This window comes from Nocardia heshunensis (assembly GCF_054782115.1).
Window position 1 is genome coordinate 173,433 of sequence record NZ_BAAGTC010000002.1, and the last position, 25,405, is coordinate 198,837.

A 25,405-nucleotide genomic window follows, 5' to 3' on the forward strand; every position below is an offset into this window, starting at 1 on the left:
AAATTCGGGTACGCGAAAGGCGCGGCCCATCAGATCCGCAGAATTGCCAAGTCGGCCAGGGTGAGCACCGTCCACGGGGGTGGCCGGGCCGGATGCGTGCGCGGCAGGCGCAGGTGCGCGGTGATCGCGTCGCGGCGGGCGAGCCCGACCCAGGCCAGCAGAGCCAGGCCCAGACCGAGCAGCAGCGCGGACAGCACGAACAGGCAGCCGTGCAACCCGGCATGACCGCTTGCGCAGTCGCCGCCGCAGCCGGGCATGGACGCGCCGTGGTCGTGATTCATGACCATGTCCTGGCTCATGACCATCGCGGCGGGAGCAGGCACGGCGTGATCGGTGTGCCCGTCGCTCATGCCCAGCACGAGCGCGTGCATGGCCACGATTCCCGCCATCAGTGCGAGCAGCCCGAACGCCCGGAGGTACCGGGTGCTCCACGACGGCTGTTCGATCACGGCGGCCAGTTTACCCGCATACCCCCTGTCGGTATCGGAGCGGGACGCGCCGGTTCGCCACCGCGAGGATCACCGGGCCGGACGGTAGCCTGGCGGCCGTGTCACAGCGCGAACTGGTCATCCTTGGAACGGCCAGCCAAGTACCGACCAAACAGCGCAACCACAATGGCTACCTGCTGCGCTGGGACCGCGAGGGGCTGCTGTTCGACCCGGGGGAAGGCACCCAGCGGCAGATGAGCTTCGCGGGCGTGGCCGCCAGCGGGATCACCCGCATCTGCATCACCCACTTCCACGGCGACCACTGCTTCGGCCTGCCGGGCGTGCTCGGCCGCATCAGCCTCGACGGCGCGCTGCATCCGGTGGACGTGTACTTCCCGGCCTCGGGGGAGATCTTTTACGAGCGGCTCATCGATTCCTCGGCCCACAATCGCCAGGTCGAGCTGCAACCGCATCCGATCACCGGCAATGGCGACCTGCCGCCGCCGGGAGCCGATTTCACCCTGCGTGCCGCCCAGCTCTCGCATCCGGTGGAGACCTTCGGCTACCGCCTCGACGAACCCGACAGCCGCCGCTTCGTCCCCGAACGCCTGAAGGAGCTGGGCCTGTCCGGCCCGGTGGTCGGTGAGCTGCAGCGTCGCGGCGAGGTCCAGGTCGGCGGCCGCACCATCACCCTCGACGAAGTCAGTGAGGCCCGGCCCGGACAGAGCTTCGCGTTCGTCATGGACACCCGCCTCTGCGACGGCGTCTACGACCTCGCCCGCGGCGTCGACATGCTGGTCATCGAGGCCACCTTCATCGACGCCGACGAGCAACTCGCCGTCGAATACGGCCATCTCACCGCCGGACAGGCCGCCCAGGTCGCCGCGAAGGCCGGGGTCCGCACGCTGGTGCTGACCCACTACTCCCAGCGCTACCGCACCCTCGATCAGCATCTCGCCGACGCCCGCGCGCATTTCGACGGCGAGATCGTGGTGGCCGAGGATCTGATGCGTATCCCGGTACCGGCCCGCCGCTGATCACTGCGGGCATGATGGTGCCCATGGACGCGCACGAGGAACTCATCGCACTCGCCGACCGGTACTGGGATGCCATGCTGGAGTCCGCCCCGAGCGAGGCGACCCTGTTGGGGGACAGGCGATTCGACGATCGCATCGAGGATCTGTCGGTGGCCGCGGAGGAGCGGCTGCTCGGCACCTGGCGGGGCCTGCTGGCCGAGGTGGACGCCCTGGATTCGGCGGGCCTGGGCGAGGAGGATCGCACCACGCGCAGCCTGCTGCGCACCGAATTGGCCGCCGCCGTCTCGCATCTGGAGTGGCGGCCCATCGAAATGGCCTCGGATCAGATGACCGGCGTGCACGCGGGGATGCTGACCATGGCGCCGCAGCTGAATGCGCCGGAACCCGAGAACGCCCGCCACCTCCTCGACCGCTACCGGCAGTTCGGGACGCTGATGAGCCAGGCCGGGGACCGCTTCCGGGCGGGTCTCGCGGCCGGGCGCACGCCCGCGCGCATCACCATCGAACGTTCGCTCAACCAGCTGGACGGCTACCTGGCCTCCGGCCTGGCCGAGGACCCATTCGTCACGCTCGCCGGACCGGCGGACTGGGATGGCGAATCGGCCTGGCGCGCAGAGCTGTCCGAGATCGCCCGGGACGTGATCCGGCCTGCCTTCGCCGCCTACCGCGCGGTGCTGGCCGACGAGCTCGCGCCCGCCTCCCGCCCGGACGACCAGCCCGGCCTGTGCTGGCTCGGCGACGACGGCGCGGACATCTACGGCCGCCTGCTGCGGCACCACACCACCCTGCCCGACCTGGGCGCGGACGAGATCCACCGGCTCGGCCTGGACGAACTGGCCGGACTGCGCGCCGAATACGAGGAAGTCGGCGCCCGCCTGTTCGGGCTCTCGGACCAGACCGCCATCTTCGCCCGCATGCGCGAAGATTCGGTGTTGCGCTACAACGAGGCCGACGAGATCATGACCGACGCCCGCGCGTATCTCGCCGCGGCCCAGGCAGAAATGGGCAACTGGTTCGGGCGGCTGCCGCAGCAGTCCTGCGACATCCTGCCGGTCCCCGACTTCCTGGCCGGTGACGCTCCTGCCGCCTACTACTTCCCGCCCGCCGCCGACGGTTCACGCCCCGGCGCGTACTACGTCAACCTCCGGGAACCCAAGACCCGCAACCGCTATGAGACCGCCGCCGTCGCCTACCACGAGGCGATCCCCGGCCACCACCTGCAGCTCACCATCGCCAACGAGCTGGACCACCTGCCGCGGTTCCAGCGAATGTCCTTCTCCAACACCGCTTTCGTCGAAGGCTGGGCTCTCTACACCGAACGCCTCGCCGACGAAATGGGCTTGTACACCGACGATCTCGCCCGCATCGGCATGCTCGCCGCCGACTCCTGGCGCTCCTGCCGCCTGGTCGTCGACACCGGCCTGCACGCCAAGGGCTGGAGCCGCCAGCAGGCCATCGACTTCATGGCCGCCCACGCCCCCGTCGGCCTGGAGGAGATCCGAGTCGAAATCGACCGCTACATCGCCATGCCCGGCCAAGCCGTCGCCTACAAGGTCGGCCAACTCGAAATCCGCCGCCAGCGCACCGAAGTCACCACCCGCCTCGGCGCGTCCTTCGACATCAAAACCTTCCACGACAAAATCCTGAGCTCCGGCTCCGTCAGTCTCCCCGTCCTCCGAGACCTGGCCGCCTCGCTCTGAGTCGCCGAGCCGAAGCCCTGCCCCGGGCCGGTGGGAATACCGGTCCGGGGGGTGTGTTCGACTCGGGTAATGGTGAGTTGGGCTAACGAAGGGGGTCGCCGGTGACTGCCACGGATCTGAAGTCGTCGATCGGGTTGCGGTCGGAGCGGGGGCCGATCCTTGCGGCGATCATGCTGTCGACCTCGTTGGTCGCGTTGGACTCCACCATCATTGCCACGGCGGTGTTGACGATCACCGATCAGCTCGGTGGGTTTGCGCAGTTCCCTTGGCTTTTCAGTATCTATCTGCTGGCGCAGGCGGTGACCGTGCCGATCTACGGGAAGCTCGCCGACATGGTCGGGCGGAAGCCGGTGATGCTGTTCGGGATCGGGGTGTTCGCGCTCGGGTCGTTGTTGTGTGGGCTGGCCACCAGCATGATCGGGCTGATCGCGTTCCGGGCGGTGCAGGGGATCGGGGCGGGGGCCGTGAGTCCGATCTCGATGACCATCGCGGGGGACATCTACACCGTGCAGGAGCGGGCCAAGGTGCAGGCGTATCTGGCCAGTGTGTGGGCGGCCTCATCGGTGTTGGGGCCGTTGCTGGGCGGCGTGTTCTCCGAATACGTCAGCTGGCGTTGGATCTTCCTGATCAACCTGCCGCTGGCGGCGCTGGCCGCGTGGATGATTCTGCGGAAGTTCACCGAGAGCGCGCCGCGGCAGCGCCATCAGATCGACTACCTGGGTGCCGGACTGCTCACCGTCGGCGCGGGCGCGCTGATTCTCGCGCTGCTGGAGGGCGGGCAGGCATGGGCGTGGACCGCGCCGCCGAGCCTGGCGCTGTTCGTGGGCGGTGCCGTGGTGCTGGTGGCGTTCGGGCTCGTCGAGCGCCGGGCCGCGAATCCGATTCTGCCGCTGTGGGTTTTCACCCGCCGGATCGTGGTGGCCAGCAGCCTGGCCTCGCTGCTGGTCGGTGCCATCCTGCTGGGTCTGACCTCGTACGTGCCCACCTTCGCGCAGGGCGTGCTGGGCAGCGGCGCACTGCTGGCGGGACTCACCGTCGGCGCGCTGACCTTGGGCTGGCCGGTGTCGGCGTCGCAGGCCGGAAAGGTCTACCTGCGCATCGGTTTCCGCTACACCGCCGTGATCGGCAGCGTGCTCGCGGTGGCGGGTGCGGCATCACTGTTGCTGGTCGACGCGGACTCCGGTCTCCTTCAGGTGGCCTTCGGCTGTTTCATCGTCGGCATGGGTATGGGTCTGGTGGCCAGCCCCACCCTGATCGCCGCGCAGGCCAGTGCGGAATGGTCCGAGCGTGGAGTCGTGACCGCCACGAACATGTTCGCCCGCTCGCTGGGCAGTGCGGTCGGGGTGGCGGTCTTTGGGGCGATCGTCAACGCGCGGCTCGGCAAGATCGATCATCCGGCCGCCGCCGACCTCGCCCCCGCGGTGCATCTGGTGTTCGTCGGGGTGGCGGCCATGGCGGTGGTGCTCATCGGCGCGGCCGCGGTCATGCCCGGGCGAAGTGATGGCAATCCGGAAACCCATTCGGCGTGAACCGAATCGGCAAGTCTTTTGTCAGGTCGCAGAATAGTGCCGGGCCTCATTTCATTCCGACAAAATCCGCTCGACCGTGCCGAATGGAATAGTGCGGCAATGATCTAGCACACTGTAGGTGTGGTTGAGGTCGAGGAAGTACTGAGCCGGTTGCGCCGGTATCCGGATGTGGAAGCGGTGAACCTGTACGCGGTGGACGCCGCGGACCGGTTCATGCTGGATGTCGCCGCGGATTCGCTGGCGGCCGCCGGTGACGGCCGGGTCGCGGTGATCGACGACGGGTACGGTGCGCTGACCCTCGGCGCGATCGCCGCGCATGAACTGCGCGGCGTGCGCGTGCATCAGGATTTGCTGACCGGTGAATTGGCGCTGACCAATAACGCCCGAATTGTCGGACTGTCCGATCGTTTCACCACCCGCGAATTGGGCCCGGAATTACTGAGCGACGTGCGCGTGGTGCTGTGGCGGCTGCCGCGCGCCCTGTCCGGCCTCGCCGAGACCGCCGAGGCCATTGCCCGCTACGCCGCCCCCGAGGTCGAAGTCTTCGCCGGTGGCCGCGACAAATATCTGACCCCGGCCATGAACGAGGTGCTCGCCGAATCCTTCGCCTCGGTGCGCGCCAGCCGCGGCCGCCAGAAGTCCCGCATCCTGCTCGCCGCCGACCCCAAACCCCTTGGCGATCCCCGTTTCCCGATTCGCAACCGCCTCGAGGACCTGGATCTCGAGGTGGTCGCCCACGGCGCCGCCTTCTCCGGCCCGCGCCTGGATATCGGCACCCGCTTCCTACTCGACTACCTCAAGCGCATGAAGCCCGATGCCCGCGACGCCATCGACCTGGGTTGCGGCACCGGCATTCTCGCGGTGGCCCTGGCCAAGGCGCGGCCCGGCATCCGAGTGGCCGCGACCGACCAGTCCGCCGCCGCGGTGGCCTCCGCCCGCGCCACCGCCGACGTCAACGGCGTGTCCGACCGGGTCACCGTGCTGCAGGACGACGCCATGTCCGCCACCCCGGACAACAGCGCCGACCTGGTGCTGTGCAACCCGCCCTTCCACGTAGGCGCGGCCGTGCACACCGGCTCGGCCATCAAGATGTTCCAGCAGACCGGCCGGGTGCTGCGCCCCGGCGGCGAACTCTGGACCGTCTACAACACGCACCTCAACTACCGGGGCGTCATGGAGCGCATGGTCGGCAAAACCGATGTGATGGGCCGCAATCGTAAGTTCACGGTGACCCGCTCGGTCCGCGGTCTGCACGACGTCGAACAATAGGACCCATGGGACGAATCGATCTTCGAGTCTTCACCGAACCCCAGCAGGGCGCGACCTACGACACTCTCCGCACCGTCGCCAAGACCGCCGAGGACCTCGGCTACGACGCCTTCTTCCGCTCCGACCACTACCTGAAGATGGGTGACGTCGACGGCCTGCCCGGCCCCACCGACGCCTGGATCACGCTGGCCGGGCTGGCCCGCGAGACTCGCCGCATCCGGCTGGGCACGCTGGTCACCTCGGCCACCTTCCGTCACCCGGGCGTGCTGGCCATCGAGGTGGCGCAGGTCGACGCCATGTCCGGCGGCCGCGTCGAATTCGGTTTCGGCGCGGGCTGGTTCGAGTCCGAGCACACCGCCTACGGCATCCCGTTCCCCGCCGAGAAGTTCCCGCGCTTCGAGGAACAGCTGGCCATCGTGACCGGCCTGTGGTCGACCCCGGTGGGGGAGACCTTCTCGTTCGGCGGTCAGCACTACACGCTCACCGACTCCCCGGCGCTGCCGAAGCCCGCGCAGTCGCGCATGCCGGTCATCATCGGCGGCATGGGCGCCAAGCGCACCCCGCGCCTGGCCGCGCAGTACGCCACCGAGTTCAATGTGCCGTTCCAGTCGGCCGAGGCCAGTGCCGAGCAGTTCGAGCGAGTCCGCAAGGCCGCCAAGGACGCCGGACGCGATCCCTCCGACATCACCTTCTCCAATGCGTTGGTCGCCTGCGTCGGTGCTTCGGACGCCGAGGTGGCCAAGCGTGCGGCGGTGATCGGCCGCGAGGTGGACGAGTTGAAGGCCAACGGTCTGGCGGGCAGCCCGGGCGAGGTGGTCGACAAGATCGGCCGCTACGCGGAAATCGCTGGTACCAGCCGGATCTACCTGCAGATCCTGGATCTGTCGGATCTGGATCACCTGGAGCTGATCGCGCACGAGGTGATGAGTCAGCTGGGCTGACGGGCACCTGACGGGCGGCACGTTCGGTAAAGCTCAGGTAAAGTCCAGTTAGTCCGATCTATGGGGGTTCGGGAACTCCGGACCCCCGTTGCGCGTTGGACGAGTAGCTTCACAGGCCACGACCTACGTGAGCCGCGACTCCAGAAAGGGACGCACAGTGCGCTCCACATCCAACCCGGTTTTCCGGAACTTGCAGCCGCAGCAGGGTGGCTACGCCGGCTTCGGCCAGGCACCTGGAGCCGGACAGTTCCCCACCAATCCGTACGGTCAGCAGCAGCCGGGCTACGGCCAGCAGCCGCCGCAGTACCCGGGCTACGGCCAGCAGCCCTACCAGCCGGCCATCCCCACCACCCGCCCGATGACCATCGACGACGTGGTGCAGAAGACCGGCATCACCCTCGGCGTGGTCAGCCTGATGGCGCTGGTGTCCTACGCCCTCACCGCGAGCAACCACGCACTGGCGCTGCCGTTCCTGCTGGTCGGTGGCCTCGGCGGCCTGGTGCTGGGCCTGGTCATCTCCTTCGGGCAGAAGTACAACCCGGCCCTGGTGCTGAGCTACGCGGCGCTGGAAGGTCTGCTGCTGGGGTCGTTCTCGTTCCTGTTCACCAATGTGGCCATCGGTGGCGTCGGCGGTTCGGGTCTGATCGCGCAGGCCGTGCTGGGCACCTTCGGTGTGTTCTTCGGCATGCTGGTCGTCTACAAGACCGGCGCGATCCGCGTCACCCCGCGCCTGACCCGCATGGTCGTGGGCGCCCTGATCGGCGTCTTCGTGTTGATGCTCGGCAACATCATCGCCGGCTTCTTCACCCCGGGCGGTTTCGGCCTGCGTGACGGCGGCACCATGTCGATCATCTTCAGCCTCGTGGTCATCGGTGTCGCGGCGTTCAGCTTCCTGCTGGACTTCGACGCCGCCGACCAGCTCATCCGGGCCCAGGCTCCGGAGAAGGCGGCCTGGGGCGTGGCGTTCGGCCTGACCGTCACCCTGGTCTGGCTGTACCTCGAGATCCTGCGTCTGCTGAGCTACTTCCAGGGCGACCGCTAGTCCCCGGAAGGGTTGACGCGCAACCGAATACCTGACGTGGGCGGGCACCGGAATCCGGTGCCCGCCCACTGCTGTGTAGCCAGCCTGAGAGCCTTCAATCGTTGATCACCACCTCCTTCAGGACGTCGGTAGCTGCGTGGTTCTCGCCGCAGTTGTCGGTGAGAAGCGCGACGCTGGCGCAGTTTCGGGTGCGTAGCGGCAGGATCTCCTGGTAAGCCGCCGACTCGTACCAGCCGTTGACGGCCTCGTAATCCGGGAACTCGATGACGATCACGTTCGCGTTCGCCGAGCCCTCGATCACCCGCTGGCGGGGACCGCCGTGCACGATGAACTTGCCGCCGAACGGTTCCAAGGTCGCGTCGATGCGCTCGAGGTATTCGACGATTTCGGCGTTCACGTCGACGTCCCACAGGGTGGCGATGGCGTAGGCGGGCATTTCGGGCTCCTCATCCGGGATTGCTGTGCTGCCCTCGATATTTCCGCTCCCAGGGAACGAAGTCGATTACCTGCCAGGTAATGCGGTACCCGGAATGTGCTTCGCCTCCAGGTGTTCCCGGCGCAGCAGCTTGCTGCCCAGCCAGACCAGCGGATCGTATTTGCGCGAGATGACCTGCTCCTTCAACGGAATCAGGGCATTGTCGGTGATCTTGATGTGCTCGGGACAGACCTCCGTGCAGCACTTGGTGATATTGCAGTAGCCCAAACCCAGCTCGTCCTGGGCGAGCTTGCGGCGATCCAGCACGTCGGCGGGATGCATCTGCAATTCCGCCACCCGCATGAGGAAGCGCGGACCGGCAAAGGCGTGCAGGTTCTCCTCGTGGTCGCGAATGGCGTGACAGGTGTTCTGGCACAGGAAGCATTCGATGCATTTGCGGAATTCCTGGCTGCGCTGCACGTCCTCCTGCATCATCCGATACTCGCCGGGCCGCATCGCCGGGTCGGGCTGGAACGGCGGCACCTCGCGCGCCTTGATGTAGTTGAACGAGACATCGGTGACCAGATCGCGAATGACCGGGAACGCGCGCAGCGGGGTGATGGTGATGGCGTCACCGACCACCGCCTGGGCGGCCTGGCTCATGCACATGAGTCGCGGGAAGCCGTTGATCTCCGCCGAGCAGGAGCCGCACTTGCCCGCCTTGCAGTTCCAGCGCACGGACAGATCCGGGCACTGGGTGGCCTGCAGCCGGTGCACGACATCCAGGACGACCTCGCCCTCGCTCACCTCGACCTGATAGTCCTCGAGCGCGCCGCGGCCGCCGTCGCCGCGCCAGACCCGCACGGTCACTGTCTTTTTCATCGGTTCACTCCCAGCTGGACCAGTTCGGATTCGGTGAAGTACTTGCGCAGCTCCTCCGGCTCGAACAGGGCCACCAGATCGGCCCGCATGGGGGGTGCGATGCGCCGCGAGAGGTGCACGCGGCCGTCGTGATCGCGACAGGTCAGCGATACGCCGCGCCAGGAGGGGTCCATGGCGGGGAAGTCACCGCGGGTGTGACCGCCACGAGATTCATTGCGCTCCAAGGCCGAGCGCGCCACGCATTCGGCGATGAGGGCCATATTGCGTAGGTCGAAGGTCAGGTGCCAGCCGGTGTGGTAGAGCCGATCGCCTTGCACCTGAACGTTTTCCGCGCGCTCGCGCAGCAGTTCCAATTCGCCGAGCGCCTTGGTGAGTTCGTCGCCGTCACGAACGATGCCGACCAGCTCGGTCATGACGCGCTGCAGGGCCTGATGCACCTCGTAGGGGTTCTCGCCGTCCTCGCGGTCGTAGGGTGCGAGGGACTCGGCGAGGGCTTCCGCCACCGCCTGCTCGTGCACCACCGGCCGGGAATCAGCCAGGCCGCCAAGATATTCCGCGGCTCCGGCCCCGGCGCGGGCGCCGAAGATGAACAGGTCCGACAGGGAATTGCCGCCCAGTCGATTCGAGCCGTGCATGCCGCTGGCGCACTCCCCGGCCGCGAACAGGCCGGGCACGGTGGTGGCCGTGGTGTCGGCGTCCACGCGCATGCCGCCCATGACGTAGTGCGCGGTCGGACCGACCTCCATCGGCTCCTTGGTGATATCCACCCCGGCGAGCTCGGCGAACTGGTGGTGCATGGCGGGCAGCCGCCGCCGAATCTCCTCGGGCGTCATGCGCGTGGAGACATCCAGGAACACGCCGCCGTGCGGCGAACCTCGACCGGCCTTCACCTCGGAGTTGATGGCCCGCGCCACCTCGTCGCGCGGCAGCAGTTCCGGTGGCCGCCTGTTGTTCTCGGGATCGGTGTACCAGCGGTCGGCCTCGGCCTCGTTATCGGCGTAGATGGCCCGGAACACCTCCGGGATGTAGTCGAACATGAAGCGACGGCCCTCGCTGTTGCGCAGCACCCCGCCATCGCCGCGCACACCCTCGGTGACCAGGACGCCGCGTACCGACGGCGGCCACACCATGCCGGTCGGATGGAACTGGATGAACTCCATGTTCACCAGCTCCGCGCCCGCGCGTAGGGCCAGCGCGTGGCCGTCGGCGGTGTAGTCCCAGGAATTGGAGGTGACCGTGTACATCTTGCCCAGGCCGCCGGTCGCCAGAATGACGGTCGGGGCGTTGAGCACCACGAAATCGCCTGTCTGCCTGACATATCCGAACGCACCGGAGATGCGGCCGTCGTCGGTGAGCAGGCGGGTGATGGTGGTCTCGTCGAACACCTTCAGCCGTGCCTCGGGATCGCCGAACTGCTCGGCGTCCTCGCGCTGCAGGGCGACCAGGCGCTGCTGCAGGGTGCGGATAACCTCCAGCCCGGTGCGGTCGCCGACGTGCGCCAGGCGCGGATACTCGTGGCCGCCGAAGTTGCGCTGCGAGACCAGACCGTCTTTCGTGCGGTCGAACAGGGCGCCCCAGTGCTCCAGCTCCCAGATGCGCGCGGGCGCCTCTTTGGCATGTAGCTCGGCCATCCGCCAGTCATTGAGGAACTTGCCGCCGCGCATGGTGTCGCGGAAGTGGACCTGCCAGTTGTCCTTCGGATTGCCATTGCCCATGGCCGCGGCGGCCCCGCCCTCGGCCATCACCGTATGTGCCTTGCCCAGCAGGGTTTTGGTGATGACGGCGGTGCGCAGGCCGCGGGTGCGGGCCTCGATGGCCGCGCGCAGTCCCGCGCCGCCCGCGCCGATCACCACCACGTCATAGTCGTGCCGGATCGGTGTGTCAGAAGAATCGAAGGTCACTGATGACTCCCATCGAGAGCAGCCGGACGTAGACGTCCGTGAACGCCACCCAGATCAGCGAGATCCAGGCCATGCGCTGGTGATGCGGGTTGATCCGGCTCACCCAGGTCCACAGCCGGTACCGGATCGGATGGTTGGAGAAATGCTTGAGACGGCCGCCGATGGCGTGGCGGCAGGCGTGGCAGGACAGGGTGTACATCCACAGCAGCGCCGCGTTCACGATCAGCACGACCGTGCCCAAACCCATGTGGCCCCAACGACCGTCGTAATCGCGGAAGGCGATGACGGCGTCATAGGTGAGCACCACGTTCAAAAGTGCTGCCAGCCAGAAGAAGTAGCGGTGCATGTTCTGGATGAACACCAGCGGGAACTTCGATTCGCCGGTGTACTTCTTGTGCGGCTCGCTCACCGCGCACGCCGTCGGCGACTGCCAGAAGGCGCGGTAGTAGGCCTTGCGGTAGTAGTAGCAGGTGAAGCGGAATCCCATGGGAATCCAGATGATCAGGATCGACGGGGTGATCCAGGCGGGCCAGCTCACCCAACCCCAGCCGTGCATGCCGACATCGGTCAGATTCGGCGAATAAAACGGCGACAGATACGGTCCCGACGCGTAGTGATCATTCGCCAGGATGACGTACGCCGCGTACACGATGAACGCCGACAGGATCGAGGCCGTCACGATCGGCTGCGCCAGCCAATTGTCCACTCGCAGTGTGCGTTGCGGAATCTGCGCGCGGGTCCGCTCCCGCTCGGGCGTCGCTGTCACAGCGTGCGGGCCCGGGGCGCGGTCATGTTCTCGGGGCGCATCAGCTCATCGAGCGCCTCCTGGGTGAGCGCGCCGCGCGCCAGCACCAGCTGGTAGACGCTGCCGCCGGTCTGCAATGCCTCCTTGGCGATCGACGCCGCCTCCTCGTAGCCGAGGGCGGGGACCAGCGCGGTGATCAGGCCGATGCTGTTGTTGACCAGTTCCCGGCACCGCTCACGGTTGGCGGTGATGCCGGTGATGCACCGATTGGTCAGCGTCACAGCGGCATTGCGCAGCATGAGCGTGCCCATCAGCAGGTCGTAGGCCATGATCGGCTCGGCCATGTTCAGCTCGAGCTGGCTGGCCTCGGCCGCCATGGTGACGGTCATGTCGTAGCCGATGAGCTGGAAGCAGACCTGGCTGACGACCTCCGGGATGACCGGATTGACCTTGCCCGGCATGATCGACGAACCCGGCTGCATGGCAGGCAGATTGATCTCCGCCAGTCCCGCGCGCGGACCCATCGACAGCAGCCGCAGGTCATTGCAGATCTTCGACAGCTGCACCGCGGCGCGCTTCATAGTCGCCGACACCGCCACGAAGTCGCCCGAATCCTGGGTAGCCTCAACCAGATCCACCGCCGGGCGGATGGGCAGACCGGTGACGTCGGCCAGCTTGGCCGCGCACAGCTCCGCGTAGCCGGGCGGGGAGGTGATGCCGGTGCCGATGGCGGTCGCGCCCATATTCGTGACCAGCAGGTCCTCGGAGATCCGCTTCAGGTGCGTGATGGCCTCGCCGACCATGACGCCGTACGCGCCGAACTCCTGGCCCAGGGTCATCGGGACGGCGTCTTGCAGCTGGGTGCGGCCCATCTTGATGACGTCGGAGAACTCGGCGGCCTTGGCCTGCAAGGCCTTCTGGAGTTCGGCCAGCGCCTCGGCGGCATCGTGCAGCGACAGGTACACGCCGAGCTTCACGGCGGTCGGGTACACATCGTTGGTCGACTGCGAGCAGTTCACGTCGTCGTTCGGGTGCAGGAACTGGTACTGGCCCTTGCCGTGGCCCATGAGTTCGAGGCCGCGATTGGCGATGACCTCGTTGGCGTTCATATTGGTCGAGGTGCCCGCGCCGCCCTGCACCATGTCGACGACGAAGTCGCGGTGCAGCTTTCCTGCCAGGATCTCGTCGCAGGCCAGGCTGATCGCCTCGGCCTTCTCGACGTCCAGCGCGCCCAGCTCGTAATTGGCCAGGGCAGCAGCCTTTTTCACGTAGGCCAGCGCGTCGACCAGGTGGCCGAACTTGCGCAGCTTGATGCCCGAGATCTGGAAGTTCTCCAGGGCGCGCAGGGTCTGCACACCGTAGTACGCCTCGGCGGGGATCTCCCGCTCGCCGAGCGAATCATGTTCGCGCCGAATGCCGCCCACCGCGGACTGCGAGACCACGGCCTCGGCCAGGCGACTCGATACCGACTGCAGGCGGGCGGCCACCAGCTGCGCGACCCGGGCCACGATGCGGTGGTAGCGCTCGGGCTCGCGGGCCGACAGATCCTCGATGGCCTCGCGGGTGACGATGAGGACTTCCGCACCGCCCGCGGTGCGCGCGGTGGCCATGTGGGTGCCGCCGTCCAGCAGCGTCATCTCCGAAATCATCCCGCCCGCACGGACTGTGCCCAGTTCGGTCTCGTGTCCGGTGAGTCCGGTCACCATCTCGATGCGGCCGCGGGTGACGACGCCGAACCAGTCGCGCGGCGTGGACTCGTGGAAAATCACTGCCCCCGCGGGGTATTCGCGGTACTGGGCGACCACCGTGAGGGCCTGTAGGTCCTCGACGTCGATCCCGGTGGCGATCGAGGTGGCCTCGATCATGTCGGACAAGGTGTCCACGTTGACTCCTACTTCGATGGGCTAGTCTCTTCAACGGGAGCAAACCGTCAGCAAAATTATTGAACAAATCGATCTGTCATTTCGAGTCCAAGCCGATAGTGAGGGCATTTGTCCCGGGACTCATGACGGATGGAGATAATTACCGAGGCGGTTCTTCCCATGATTCAGATGCTTCTCGAGTTAGCGGTGGTACTCGCCGCGATCCTGATCGGATCGCGCGTGGGCGGCATCGGACTCGGCGTGTGGGGTGCGGTGGGCGTAGTGGTGCTCGCCAGCGTGTTTCGCGTCGCACCCACGTCACCACCGGTCGACGTCTTGCTCATCATCCTGGCGGTCGTCATCGCGGCGGCCACCATGGAAGCGGCGGGCGGCGTCGACTACATGGTGCGCATTGCCGAGCGCATGATCCGCAAGAATCCCAAGCGGATCACCTTCGTCGCACCCGTCGTGGTGTTCCTGTTCACCGTCGGCGCGGGCACCGGCCACCTGCTCTACCCGCTGCTGCCCGTCATCCACGAGGTGTCGCGCGAGGGCGGGGTGCGGCCCGAACGGCCGATCTCCATGTCCGCCATCGCCAGTCAGTCGGCCATCGTCGCCAGCCCGGTCTCGGCCGCCATGGCCGCCGCGGTCGTGGTGCTCGGGCCGGATGGCTGGAGCATGGTCAAGATTCTGGCCGTCACCGTCCCGTCGGTGCTGATCGGCCTGATCGCGGGCTCGCTGTCGGTGTGCCGTCGGGGCAAGGATCTTGCCGATGATCCGGAGTATCAGCGCCGACTCGCCTCCGGAGAACTGCAGCCGGTCAACGCGAATCCCGCCGATCGTCCCGAACTGCCGCGCACCGCAAAGCTTTCCGCGCTCATCTTCCTGATCGGCGTGCTGGCCGTGGTCATCTCGGGTGCGTTCCCCGGACTGCGGCCCCCGGGTGCGGACGGCAAGGCGCTGAGCATGCCCGAGACCATCGAGGTGCTGATGCTCGCGACCTCGGCCGTCATCATTCTGGTCTGCAAGGTCTCGGCCCCCAAGATTCCGAGCACCCCGGTCGCCAAGGCGGGACTGGTCGCGCTGGTCGGCGTCTTCGGATTGGCTTGGCTGGGTGACAGTTTCATCAAATCCAACGAGAAGATGATCGTCGGCAACCTGGGTGATCTGGCCAAGCAGCACACCTGGCTGTTCGCGGTCGTGCTCGCGCTGGTCTCGGCGCTGGTGCTGAGTCAGGCGTCGGCCACCAAGATCATGCTGCCGCTCGGCCTGGCCCTCGGTATCTCGGCGCCGCACCTGGTGGCCATGCTCCCGGCGCTGTGCGCGCTGTTCATCCTGCCCGTCTATCCGACCAGCATCGCGGCGGTGAACTTCGACCACTCCGGCACCACCAGGTTCGGCAAATTGGTGCTCAACCACAGCTTCATGCTGCCGGGCATTGTCACCACCGCCGTGGCCGTGGCCGTGGGATATCCGCTGGCGGCCTTGATCGGTTCCTGAGAGAACACCGTTTGGATCTTGACAAAACAACACAATCGGGCATAAAACAACATAAAGCAACAACGATGTGCGGAGGTTCGGATGTACGCCGAGGAGCGGCAGCAGGCGATCGCGGCCTTGATCGGGCAGCGCGGTCGCGTCTCCGTGATCGAGCTCGCCGAACAGTTCGAGGTGACCACCGAGACCGTGCGCCGCGACCTGGCGGCCCTCGACCGGCTCGGCCTGGTCCGCCGCGTGCACGGCGGTGCGGTACCGGCCGCCGCCCTCACCGCCATCGAGCTCGGCACCGGCGAGCGCGAGCACACCCGGGCCGGGGAGAAGGATCGAATCGCCAAGGCCGCTTTGGCATTTCTCCCGCCCACCGGCGGCAGTGTGCTGTTCGACGCCGGGACCACCACGGGCCGGATCGCGGCCCAGCTGCCCGGCGACCGGGAGCTGGTGGCCGTGACGAACTCGCTGCCCATCGCCACCCGGCTCAGCGGCGCCGCCGGGGTCCGGCTGCATCTGCTGGGCGGGCGCGTGCGCGGTGTCACCCAGGCCGCCGTCGGCGCGGACACCCAGCGCATGCTCGGCGACCTGCGGGTGGATGTGGCCTTCATCGGGACCAACGCGCTCACCGTCGGGCACGGCCTGTCCACGCCCGATCCCGACGAGGCCGCGGTCAAGCGGGCCATGGTCGCGAGTGCACACCGGGTAGTGGTGGTCGCCGACTCCAGCAAGATCGGGCGCGAGGATCTGATCCGATTCGCCGCCATCGCGGATATCGACGTGCTGGTCAGCGACGACCAGCTGTTGCCCGCGGTGCGAAATGAACTGTCCGAGTTCGGTATCGAGGTGGTGACCGCATGATCGTCACACTGACCGCCAATCCCAGCATCGACCACACGGTGGCGCTGTCGGAGCCGCTGCGCCGCGGCGACCTACAGCGGGCGCGCGCGGCCACCTCGTACCCGGGTGGCAAGGGCGTCAACGTTTCTCGCGTCGTCGCGGGCGCGGGTGCGCGGACCGTCGCGGTACTGCCGGGCGATCCCGGCGATCCGCTGCTGCGGGCGCTCAATGAGACCGGCCTCGATTATCGGGCGGTGCCGTGTGGCGGCCCGGCGCGCACCAACATCACGCTCACCGAGGCCGACGGCACCACCACGAAGATCAACGAACCGGGCACGCCGTTGACGGCCGATGAGCGAAACGCGTTGGCGGAGTTGCTGGTCGAGCTCGCCCGGGACGCGTCCTGGGTGGTGCTGTCCGGCTCGCTGCCGCCCGCGGTGCCGACGGACTGGTATGTGGAGTTGCTGTCGCGGCTGCGTCGGCCGGGACCCGGCGGCATCAAGGTCGCGGTGGACACCTCCGACGGCCCACTGCTGGCCCTGGCCGAGCATTTCGGTTCCACCGCACCGCATTTGATCAAGCCCAACGCCGAGGAACTGGCCCAGCTCACCGGTGGTGACCCGGCCGAACTACAGGATCCCAACGCCGCGGCGCGGGCGGCGGCGACCCTCGTGGACCGCGGCGTCGACACCGTGCTCGCCACCCTCGGCGGGGCCGGAGCCGTGCTGGTCAACGCCGCCGGGGCCTGGCACGCCACCGCACCGGCCATCACCGCCCGCAGCACCGTGGGCGCGGGCGATTCCGCGCTCGCCGGCTACCTGCTCGCCGATCTGGATCACGAAGCACCGCAAGACCGTTTGCGCCGCGCCGTCGCCTACGGCAGCGCTGCCGCCGCACTCCCGGGGACCGGCCTGCCCGGCCCGCACCACACCGACCCGAACGCCGTGCGGATCACGGCCCTGGACTTCCAGCCCCACCACTGAAGGACCCGCGATGTCCGACCCGATCATCACCACCGACCTGATCGCCCTCGACGCCGACCTCGGCGCCGAGAAAGCCGACGTGATCGGGGCACTCGCCCAACGCCTCACCGACGCGGGCCGCGCCACCTCGGCCGCCGACCTCCGCGACGCCGCCCTGGCCCGCGAATCCCAGTCGGCCACCGGCCTTCCCGGCGGCATCGCCATCCCCCACTGCCGCTCCGCCGCCGTTCTCACTCCCTCCCTCGGCTTCGCCCGCCTCGCCAACAAGGCGGATTTCGGCGCCCCCGACGGCCCTGCCGACCTGGTCTTCCTCATCGCGGCCCCCGAAGGCGCGGGCGCAGAACACATGAAGCTGCTCTCGGCCCTGGCCCGCGCACTGGTCCGGCCCGAATTCCTGGCTGCGTTGCGCTCGGCCGCCACACCCGCCGACATCGTCGGCATGGTCGCGGATGTCGTGGAACCGGAACCGACGCCCGCTCGAGCAGCAGCTTCCACGCCCCCGCCCGCCGACGCCCCTTCCGGTGTGGATTCCCCTCGTCATTCCGGCGTGCCCTTGGCCGGAATCCAACGCGCACAGCGAGATCCCGGCCAAAAGCATGCCGGGATGACGGAGGAGACTCAGGCCGGGATGGCGGGGGAGACGTCGGCCGAGTCGGGTGAGCCATCGGCTTCGTCGTCGCGAACCCTCGTCGCAGTCACCGCGTGTCCCACCGGGATCGCGCACACCTACATGGCGGCCGACTCCCTGGTCGCCGCGGGCCAGCGCGCTGGAGTCACGGTGCGGGTGGAGACTCAGGGGTCCAGCGGCAGTACGCCTTTGAGCGCGGCGGATATCGACTTTGCGGACGCAGTCATCTTCGCCACCGACGTCGGGGTGAAGGGGCGGGAACGGTTCGCGGGTAAGCCGGTCATCGAGTCGGGTGTGAAGCGGGCGATCAATGAGCCCGATGTCATGGTGGCCGAGGCGCTGGCGGCGGCGAAGGATCCCAACGCCGCTGTTGTCTCCGGTGCTGCGCGCACCGAGAGTGGTTCCACCACAGCAGATGCCGGGTCGATCGGCTGGGGGACTCGACTACGGCAGATCCTGCTGACCGGCGTCAGCTACATGATCCCGTTCGTTGCGGCGGGCGGCTTGCTCATCGCGCTCGGGTTCCTGCTCGGCGGGTACGAGATCGCGGGCAGTGCGAAGACCATCGTGCTGGACAACTCGATCACCGATCTGCCCACGGGCGGGTTGCCCACCTACCTCGGTGCGGTGCTGTTCCAAATCGGTTCGCTCGCATTCAGTTTCCTGGTTCCGGCGTTGGCCGGATACATCGCCTACGCGATTGCCGACCGGCCCGGTCTCGCACCAGGTTTCACCGCCGGCGCGGTCGCCGTCTTCGTCGGCGCGGGCTTCCTGGGTGGTCTGGTCGGTGGTCTCATCGCCGGATTCGCCGCCCTGTGGATTGCCAAACTCGGTGTGCCGCAGTGGGCTCGTGGCCTGATGCCGGTAGTCGTCATCCCGCTGTTCGCGTCGCTGGTCGTCGGCATGCTCATGTTCATCGTGCTCGGCAAGCCCCTCGCGGCCGTCACCAGCGGACTCACCCACTGGCTCAACAGCCTGTCGGGCACCTCGGCCATCCTGCTCGGCATCATCCTGGGCCTGATGATGTGCTTCGACCTGGGCGGGCCGGTCAACAAGGCCGCCTACTCCTTCGCCGTCGCCGGGCTCAACGTGAATGACACCGCCTCACTGAAGATCATGGCCGCCGTCATGGCGGCGGGCATGGTGCCGCCGCTGGCCATGGCACTCGCAACCACGGTGCGTCCCAAGCTGTTCACCACCGCCGAACGCGAGAACGGCAAGGCCGCCTGGCTGCTCGGCGCATCCTTCATCTCCGAGGGCGCGATCCCGTTCGCCGCGGCCGACCCGCTGCGCGTCATCCCGTCCATGATGGCGGGCGGCGCGGTCACCGGCGCCCTGGTCATGGCCTTCGGCACCACCCTCAGTGCACCCCACGGCGGCATCTTCGTCTTCTTCGCCGTCGGCGGCATCGCGGGCTTCCTGATCGCCCTCGCCCTCGGCACCGTGGTCGGCGCGGCCTGTGTCACCGCGGCCAAGCAGCTCCGAAAAGCGCCCGCCACCAAGGAATCTCCCGCGGATCTCGTAGCCGCGTAACAACCCCTCCCACCCACAAGGAGTCGATCATGCCCAGCACCACCGTCGTTGTCGGTTCGTCCGTCGGCCTGCACGCCCGCCCGGCCGCCCTCATCGCCGAAGCCGCCGCAGCCGCAACCGTTCCGGTCACCCTCGCCCTCGTCGGCGGAGCCCCGGTCAACGCCGCCTCCGGCCTGATGATCATGACCCTCGGCGCCACCCAGGGCACCGAAGTCATCGTCACCAGCGATGACCAGGCCGCCGTGGACAAGATCGCGGGCCTGATCGCCGCCGACCTCGACGCCTGAGCGAATGAAAAGGGCCGCACAACCGTGAGGTTGTGCGGCCCAATCAGTTTCGAGCTATCAGCTCAGGCGCTCGATGATCATCGCCATGCCCTGGCCGCCGCCGACGCACATGGTCTCCAGACCGAACTGCTTGTCGTGGGTCTGCAGGTTGTTGATCAGCGTCGCGGTGATGCGGGCACCGGTCATGCCGAAGGGGTGGCCGAGGGCGATGGCGCCGCCGGACACGTTCAGCTTGTCCACGTCCATGTTCAGCTCACGAGCCGAACCCAGAACCTGAACGGCGAACGCCTCGTTGATCTCGTACAGGTCGAGGTCACCGATGGTCATGTTGGCGTTCTTCAGGGTGTTGCGCACGGCCTCGATCGGGCCGAGACCCATGATCTCCGGGGACAGACCCGAGACGCCGGTGGCCACGATGCGGGCCAGCGGGGTCAGGCCCAGCGCCTTCGCCTTGGTGTCGGACATGACGACCAGCGCCGCGGCACCGTCGTTCAGCGGACAGGCGTTACCGGCGGTGATGGTGCCGTCCGGGCGGAAGACCGGCTTCAGCTGCGAGATCTTCTCGTAGGAGGTGCCGGCACGCGGGCCGTCGTCGGTGGTGACGACGGTGCCGTCGGGCAGGGTCACCGGGGTGATCTCACGCTCGAAGAAACCGGACTTGATGGCCTCTTCGGCACGGTTCTGCGAACGCACACCCCAGTGGTCCTGGTCCTCACGCGAGATGCCGGTGAAGGTGGCGACGTTCTCCGCGGTCTGGCCCATGGCGATGTAGACGTCCGGGAGGATGCCCTCCTCGCGCGGGTCGGTCCAGGTCGCGTTGGACTCGGCGGTGGCCTTGGTGCGGGCCTCGGCGTCGGCGAACAGGCCGTTGTGGGTGTCGGGCCAGCCGTCGGAGGTGCCCTTCGGGAAGCGCGAGACGGTCTCCACACCGGCGGAGATGAACACGTCACCCTCGCCGGCCTTGATGGCGTGGAACGCCATCCGGGTGGTCTGCAGCGAGGACGAGCAGTAGCGGTTGACGGTGACGCCCGGCAGGGTGTCGTAGCCGAGCTGCACGGCGACCGAGCGGGCCATGTTGAAGCCGCCCTCACCGGCGGGCTGGCCGCAGCCCAGGTGCAGGTCGTCGATGTCGGAGACGGAGAGCGAAGGCACCTTGTCGAGCGCGGCGCGCACCATCTGGGCAGCGAGGTCGTCCGGGCGCATGCTCACCAGAGAACCCTTGCCAGCGCGGCCGATGGGCGAGCGGGCGTACGAAACGATGACGGCCTCAGCCATGAGGACTCCTTTTTTGCTGGGGTGATCCTCTTCGAATTTACGACGGGGGTGTGGCGGGGCGAACATCCGGTGTGCCCGAATCCCATCCACTGAGCTGTGGGATATCGCTCACTCACAACGCGGGGTGGGTCAGCCCGGCACGTCGAAGGCGCTCTGCGCCGGGATGTTCGGCATGTCCGTGTAGACGGTGACCACGATGTGGCCCGGCCCGGTGTCCTGGAACAAGGCGTAGTGCTCGCTGCCGTAGAACCCGGCCAAGATCGGAACTCGATATTCGCCCGCGGCACCGGTGTTCATGTTGCGCCAGGCGACCGTGGCGGTGGTCTCGCACATCGGCGCGAAGCTGTACTCGCCCGGATCGAACCCGCCGACCGGTAGCGCCTGCACGCTGATGATGGCCCGCCCCGGCCACTGTGGCCCGGTGTCGGCCCAGGATCGAATGTTGCCGCCGCACAGCACCGCATCGTGGTACATGCTCTGGACCTGCGGAAATTCAATGGTCGCGGCGTGTGCGGGGGCGCTGATGATGATCATGGTCGCGCCCGTGAGACAGGGGAACAGGGAGGCGGCCCTCAGGCTCGTCGGCTTCCTCATGGGGCGATGGTAATTTCCGGCATTCGTGATATGTCCGACGTGCGCGAAGGTGCGCATCTCCTTTCTGCAACGATGAGGGGTATGCGCATCGCTAACCATGTCGTCGATCTGATCGGAAACACCCCGCTCGTTCGGTTGAACTCCGTGGTGGGTCCGAACTCGGGACTGGTGGCGGCGAAGGTGGAGTACCTGAATCCGGGCGGCAGCTCGAAGGACCGCATCGCCGTCAAGATGATCGACGCCGCCGAAGAGGCCGGGCTGCTGAAGCCTGGCGGCACGATCGTCGAACCGACCTCCGGTAACACCGGTGTCGGCCTCGCCCTGGTCGCGCAGCAGCGCGGCTACAAGTGCGTGTTCGTCTGCCCGGACAAGGTCAGCGAGGACAAGCGGAACGTGCTGCGCGCCTACGGTGCCGAGGTCGTGGTCTGCCCGACCGCCGTCGCGCCCGAGGACCCGGACAGCTACTACAACGTCTCCGACCGCCTGGTGCGTGAGATCCCGGGCGCGTGGAAGCCGAACCAGTACTCCAACCCGGGCGGCCCCGAATCCCATTACGAGACCACCGGTCCCGAGATCTGGCGCGACACCGAAGGCAAGATCACCCACTTCGTGGCGGGCGTCGGCACCGGCGGCACCATCACCGGTACCGGCCGCTACCTCAAGGAGATCTCCGGCGGCAAGGTCAAGGTCGTCGGCGCGGACCCGGAGGGCTCGGTCTACTCCGGCGGCACCGGCCGCCCGTACCTGGTCGAGGGTGTCGGCGAGGACTTCTGGCCGACCGCCTACGACCCGGCCATCCCGGACGAGATCATCGCCGTCTCCGACGCCGACTCCTTCGAGATGACCCGTCGCCTCGCTCGTGAAGAGGGCCTGCTGGTCGGCGGCTCCTGCGGCATGGCCGTGGTCGCGGCACTGAAGGTCGCCGAGCGCGATCCCGATGCCGTGGTCGTGGTGCTGCTGCCGGACGGTGGCCGCGGCTACCTGTCCAAGATCTTCAACGACCAGTGGATGAGCTCCTACGGCTTCCTGCGCTCGCGCCTGGACGGCTCGCACACCGAGGTCCATGTCGGAGATGTGTTGCGCGGCAAGTCCGGTGAGCTGCCGGACCTGGTGCACACCCACCCGCAGGAGACCCTGCGCGACGCCATCGAGATCCTGCGCGAGTACGGCGTCTCGCAGATGCCGGTCGTCGGCGCGGAACCGCCGGTGATGGCGGGCGAGGTCGCGGGCTCGGTCACCGAGCGCGATCTGCTCTCGGCCGTGTTCGAGGGCCGCGCCAAACTCACCGACCCGGTGTCCAAGCACATGAGCCCGGGCTTCCCGCTCATCGGCGCGGGCGAGCCGGTCTCGGCCGCGACCAAGCTGCTGGAGTCCACCGACGCCCTCATGGTCGTCGACGACGGCAAGCCGGTCGGTGTCATCACCCGCCACGACCTGCTGGGATTCCTCAGCGAAGGCGTCCTCGCCTAGCAGTTTCTGTGCAGTTGCCGCCCGCCGGATCCCTTCCCTTGGATCCGGCGGGCGGCTTGCTTTCACCCGTGTGATTTATGGCCTGGGACAAGCCCATCCGATTCTGCATCGGAGATCACAGTGGGAGCTTCGGTCGGGATAACTGGTGTGTTACCAGAGGTTCATCCGCGCCGGGCACTATTGATCCATATGAGTCCGAGACAGGTGGCGGTATGGATCGCGTTGCTGGGCGCGGTGCTCGGTGGTGCGAAATTACTGGACCGGATCGGATTCCCCGCGCCGCAAATGATTCTCGCGATCGTGGTGGGTGCCGGTTTGGCGCTGGCCGGGAAGTTGCCCGCGCCGCTGCCCCGACAGGTGAATGTGAGCGTGCAGGCCCTGCTGGGCGTGCTGATGGGCAGTTACCTGCAGATCTCCCTGCTGACCTCGATCGGGTGGGGGCTGCTGCCGGTGCTCGCGGTCACGGCGGCGACGGTCGTGGTGAGTGTGGGCGTGGCACTGGTTTTCGCGCGCGCCACCAAGGTGGATCTGCCGACCGCGACGCTCGGCATGCTGGCCGGTGGTTCGGCCGCGGTCGTCTCGGCGGCCGACGAACTCGATGCCGATCCGCGCCGGGTGGCGTTCATGCAATACCTGCGAGTCGCTCTGGTGGCGCTCAGCGCACCGGCCATCGCCGCGCTGCTCGACAATGAGGAGCGCATCCCGTACGGCCCTGGGGCACCGGGTGATTCGGTCACCGACCCCAGCCTGCCGTACTGGATGATCATGGGCCGCGGGGACCAGTTCGCCGGGCTGTGCATCGCGATCGTGTTGTGCCTCATCGGGATTCGGGTCGGCGCGCGCCTGCGCCTGCCGAATGCCGCGCTGCTGGGCCCGATGCTGGTCACCGCGATCGTGACTGCGCTGGGCCTGACCCACGGCTACGCGCCCACGCACCTGTTCAAGGATCTGCTGTTCGTGCTGATCGGCTTCGAGGTCGGCACCCGCTTCACCCGGCAGGTGGTGGGGGAGATGGCGCGCATGCTGCCCGCCATGACCGCCGCGGTGCTGGCGCTGTCGGCGATCGTGGCCGGAATGGCTTTGGGGCTGGCCTATCTGGTGGATCTGCAGATGTCGGACCTGTACCTGGCGACCACGCCCGGCGGCATCAACGCCGTGCTCGCCACCGCCGACACCATGGGTGCGAATCTGCCGCTCATCACCAGCGTGCAGACCATCCGGCTCCTGGTGATGATGGCGTTGCTGCCACTGCTCATCTCGCGAATCCGACGGTATGAAACCACCAGAAAGCCGCCAACGTCCACGCCAGCACGAAGCTCGTGAACACCGTCGCGCCGAGGACGGGCAGCAGCCAGCCCGGGGTCCGCTTCAACCGCAGCGTCAGCATTTTCGAGGCGAAGGCACCGTAAAAGACCACGCCCGCAATCGAATGCGCCATCACCCGCGTCGAGGTCGCGCCCTGGCCGACCTGAAAACCGAAGCTGTAGAGGCAATAGAAGGCCACCGGCAGGCTGAGCAGGAACGCCAGCGCACCGGACAGGCGGTGGAAAACGTGCACCGGCTTGGGTGCGTGGAAGCGGTAAATCCATACGGCCGTGAGCAATTGGCCGATGATCAGCACCCCCACCACGCTGCTCAGGTACGCCTTGAAGATCTGCGGGGCGGAGAAGCCCCACGTGGGCAGGGGCTGGGTGCCGGGCCAGTAGTGAATTCCGGCCATTCCCAACGCGACCGAGACCGCGGCGCCGGTGAGCAACACCGGCACCGCGATCAGGTTGCGCCGGGAGACGGTGACAACGTCGGTCAGCAAGGACATATCTGGAGGTACTACCCGGGGTTACAAGCGCTGACCGGGGGGAGTGTCCGTACGGCCGCCTGTGGCGGTCCCAGCCGCGGTGCCAGGGCTCGGCTGGCGTTATCCCGCCGAGCGGACCTCGAACGGCGCTCCGGCGGGCGATGCGGTGGCATAACGGCGGGCCAGCGCCCCGGTGACCCGGGTTTATGCAGTGGTCGAACCCCGATCCGGGTTTCCGGTGATCGCGGGACGATTACGGTGCGTGACAAATGTGACTGATGTGAATTGAGTAAACAAATGTGATTTGTCGCAGCGTTACTTTCGGAATGCGAAACGCCGATAGGTCGTGGGCAAATCGGGCAAATATCTGTATATCGCGATCTTGGGGCTAAATTTCTCTGTGATCTGAAACACTTTGTGTTTCGAATTGAATGACCAGGTCAGCGCTTGTATTAATGCAGGTCCCGAAGCTGCCACTCGGGTCGGTTCACCGTGTGTTCACTTTTGGTTCAGACCGTGTTAACTATGCGCTATCAAGCTGTGACCTTGTCGGAAACAGACCACGAGTCTGAATGGCGCAAGGAGATGTGAACACACATGCGGAACGTGATCACCACATCGGTGCGATGAGGCAATCCACCTCGGTGGGTTAGGACAGAGCGGCCGGGAGGCCGCGAACGTCTCCGCAGTTCTCCGCGCAGAGCGTCAACTCCATTGACGACGGAGCGCCAATTCCATTGACCCGGACAGGGTTTCACAAC

Annotated in this window: 22 protein-coding genes and 1 pseudogene; 13 read left to right on the plus strand and 10 right to left on the minus strand. The window is 67.3% G+C overall.

From position 1 onward, the window contains the following. Nucleotides 1-29 precede the first annotated feature (29 nt). Nucleotides 30-449, minus strand: coding sequence for a DUF6153 family protein (locus ACYVN4_RS00820; protein ID WP_460717270.1), 420 nt, complete (start codon nt 447-449; stop codon nt 30-32). A gap of 98 nt (nt 450-547) precedes the next feature. Here ACYVN4_RS00820 and ACYVN4_RS00825 point away from each other — a divergent pair, with 98 nt between their 5' ends. The 6 genes from ACYVN4_RS00825 to ACYVN4_RS00850 all read left to right on the plus strand — a co-directional run bounded on the left by ACYVN4_RS00825 (nt 548) and on the right by ACYVN4_RS00850 (nt 7,946). Next, nucleotides 548-1,465, plus strand: coding sequence for a ribonuclease Z (locus tag ACYVN4_RS00825; protein ID WP_460717271.1), 918 nt, complete (start codon nt 548-550; stop codon nt 1,463-1,465). Between the two features lie 23 nt (nt 1,466-1,488). Beyond that, a complete protein-coding gene (locus tag ACYVN4_RS00830) occupies nt 1,489-3,165 on the plus strand; it encodes a DUF885 domain-containing protein (RefSeq protein WP_460717272.1) in 1,677 nt (558 codons plus the stop codon). Nucleotides 3,166-3,266: 101 nt separating this feature from the next. Further along, nucleotides 3,267-4,694, plus strand: a complete 1,428-nt coding sequence (locus ACYVN4_RS00835; protein ID WP_460717273.1) for an MDR family MFS transporter — start codon at nt 3,267-3,269, stop codon at nt 4,692-4,694. 120 nt (nt 4,695-4,814) lie between these two features. Then, on the plus strand, nt 4,815-5,963 hold the full coding sequence (locus ACYVN4_RS00840) for a class I SAM-dependent methyltransferase (RefSeq protein WP_460717274.1): 1,149 nt from the start codon (nt 4,815-4,817) through the stop codon (nt 5,961-5,963). 14 nt (nt 5,964-5,977) lie between these two features. Further along, the gene (locus ACYVN4_RS00845; RefSeq protein ID WP_460718316.1) at nt 5,978-6,904 is read left to right on the plus strand and encodes an LLM class F420-dependent oxidoreductase; all 927 of its coding nucleotides are present in this window, start codon (nt 5,978-5,980) and stop codon (nt 6,902-6,904) included. Nucleotides 6,905-7,061: 157 nt separating this feature from the next. Next, the gene (locus ACYVN4_RS00850; RefSeq protein WP_460717275.1) at nt 7,062-7,946 is read left to right on the plus strand and encodes a Bax inhibitor-1/YccA family protein; all 885 of its coding nucleotides are present in this window, start codon (nt 7,062-7,064) and stop codon (nt 7,944-7,946) included. Between the two features lie 94 nt (nt 7,947-8,040). On the opposite strand, the gene ACYVN4_RS00855 is transcribed toward ACYVN4_RS00850, so the two are convergent. From ACYVN4_RS00855 to ACYVN4_RS00880, 6 genes and pseudogenes are all read right to left on the minus strand, one after another. After that, complete coding sequence (locus tag ACYVN4_RS00855; RefSeq protein ID WP_460717276.1) at nt 8,041-8,382, minus strand: DUF1330 domain-containing protein; 342 nt, start codon at nt 8,380-8,382, stop codon at nt 8,041-8,043. 66 nt (nt 8,383-8,448) lie between these two features. Next, complete coding sequence (locus ACYVN4_RS00860; RefSeq protein WP_460717277.1) at nt 8,449-9,243, minus strand: succinate dehydrogenase/fumarate reductase iron-sulfur subunit; 795 nt, start codon at nt 9,241-9,243, stop codon at nt 8,449-8,451. Beyond that, the gene (locus tag ACYVN4_RS00865; protein WP_460717278.1) at nt 9,240-11,144 is read right to left on the minus strand and encodes a fumarate reductase/succinate dehydrogenase flavoprotein subunit; all 1,905 of its coding nucleotides are present in this window, start codon (nt 11,142-11,144) and stop codon (nt 9,240-9,242) included. The genes ACYVN4_RS00860 and ACYVN4_RS00865 overlap by 4 nt, the downstream gene beginning before the upstream one ends. Beyond that, nucleotides 11,125-11,910, minus strand: coding sequence for a hypothetical protein (locus tag ACYVN4_RS00870; RefSeq protein ID WP_460717279.1), 786 nt, complete (start codon nt 11,908-11,910; stop codon nt 11,125-11,127). The genes ACYVN4_RS00865 and ACYVN4_RS00870 overlap by 20 nt, the downstream gene beginning before the upstream one ends. Beyond that, nucleotides 11,907-13,313: an aspartate ammonia-lyase gene (locus ACYVN4_RS00875; protein ID WP_460718317.1), complete on the minus strand. Its 1,407-nt coding sequence runs from the start codon at nt 13,311-13,313 to the stop codon at nt 11,907-11,909. The genes ACYVN4_RS00870 and ACYVN4_RS00875 overlap by 4 nt, the downstream gene beginning before the upstream one ends. Nucleotides 13,314-13,481: 168 nt before the next feature. Next, a pseudogene (locus ACYVN4_RS00880) lies at nt 13,482-13,754 on the minus strand (cyclic nucleotide-binding domain-containing protein); the annotation flags it as partial. Nucleotides 13,755-13,940: 186 nt separating this feature from the next. Between ACYVN4_RS00880 and ACYVN4_RS00885 the strand changes: the two are divergent. From ACYVN4_RS00885 to ACYVN4_RS00905, 5 genes are all read left to right on the plus strand, one after another. After that, a complete protein-coding gene (locus ACYVN4_RS00885) occupies nt 13,941-15,251 on the plus strand; it encodes an anaerobic C4-dicarboxylate transporter family protein (RefSeq protein ID WP_460717280.1) in 1,311 nt (436 codons plus the stop codon). 81 nt (nt 15,252-15,332) lie between these two features. Next, a complete protein-coding gene (locus ACYVN4_RS00890; protein WP_460717281.1) occupies nt 15,333-16,100 on the plus strand; it encodes a DeoR/GlpR family DNA-binding transcription regulator in 768 nt (255 codons plus the stop codon). Beyond that, a complete protein-coding gene (locus tag ACYVN4_RS00895; protein ID WP_460717282.1) occupies nt 16,097-17,062 on the plus strand; it encodes a 1-phosphofructokinase family hexose kinase in 966 nt (321 codons plus the stop codon). The genes ACYVN4_RS00890 and ACYVN4_RS00895 overlap by 4 nt, the downstream gene beginning before the upstream one ends. A 10-nt stretch (nt 17,063-17,072) precedes the next feature. Beyond that, entirely contained in the window at nt 17,073-19,223 is a 2,151-nt protein-coding gene (locus ACYVN4_RS00900) for a PTS fructose transporter subunit IIABC (RefSeq protein ID WP_460717283.1), read from the plus strand. Nucleotides 19,224-19,252: 29 nt separating this feature from the next. Next, nucleotides 19,253-19,510, plus strand: a complete 258-nt coding sequence (locus ACYVN4_RS00905) for an HPr family phosphocarrier protein (protein WP_460717284.1) — start codon at nt 19,253-19,255, stop codon at nt 19,508-19,510. A 57-nt stretch (nt 19,511-19,567) separates the two neighbouring features. Here the strand turns inward: ACYVN4_RS00905 and ACYVN4_RS00910 are convergent, their stop codons facing one another. Together ACYVN4_RS00910 and ACYVN4_RS00915 are read right to left on the minus strand one after the other, a co-directional pair. Beyond that, nucleotides 19,568-20,785: an acetyl-CoA C-acetyltransferase gene (locus ACYVN4_RS00910; protein ID WP_460717285.1), complete on the minus strand. Its 1,218-nt coding sequence runs from the start codon at nt 20,783-20,785 to the stop codon at nt 19,568-19,570. Nucleotides 20,786-20,914: 129 nt separating this feature from the next. Then, nucleotides 20,915-21,379, minus strand: a complete 465-nt coding sequence (locus ACYVN4_RS00915; RefSeq protein WP_460717286.1) for a hypothetical protein — start codon at nt 21,377-21,379, stop codon at nt 20,915-20,917. 81 nt (nt 21,380-21,460) lie between these two features. Between ACYVN4_RS00915 and ACYVN4_RS00920 the strand changes: the two genes are divergently transcribed. Both ACYVN4_RS00920 and ACYVN4_RS00925 read left to right on the plus strand, forming a co-directional pair. After that, a complete protein-coding gene (locus tag ACYVN4_RS00920; protein WP_460717287.1) occupies nt 21,461-22,849 on the plus strand; it encodes a cystathionine beta-synthase in 1,389 nt (462 codons plus the stop codon). A 189-nt stretch (nt 22,850-23,038) separates the two neighbouring features. Then, entirely contained in the window at nt 23,039-24,172 is a 1,134-nt protein-coding gene (locus tag ACYVN4_RS00925) for an AbrB family transcriptional regulator (protein ID WP_460717288.1), read from the plus strand. Here ACYVN4_RS00925 and ACYVN4_RS00930 read toward each other — a convergent pair. Beyond that, a complete protein-coding gene (locus ACYVN4_RS00930) occupies nt 24,102-24,665 on the minus strand; it encodes a DUF6529 family protein (RefSeq protein ID WP_460717289.1) in 564 nt (187 codons plus the stop codon). The two genes, ACYVN4_RS00925 and ACYVN4_RS00930, sit on opposite strands and share 71 nt — an antisense overlap. Nucleotides 24,666-25,405 lie beyond the last annotated feature (740 nt).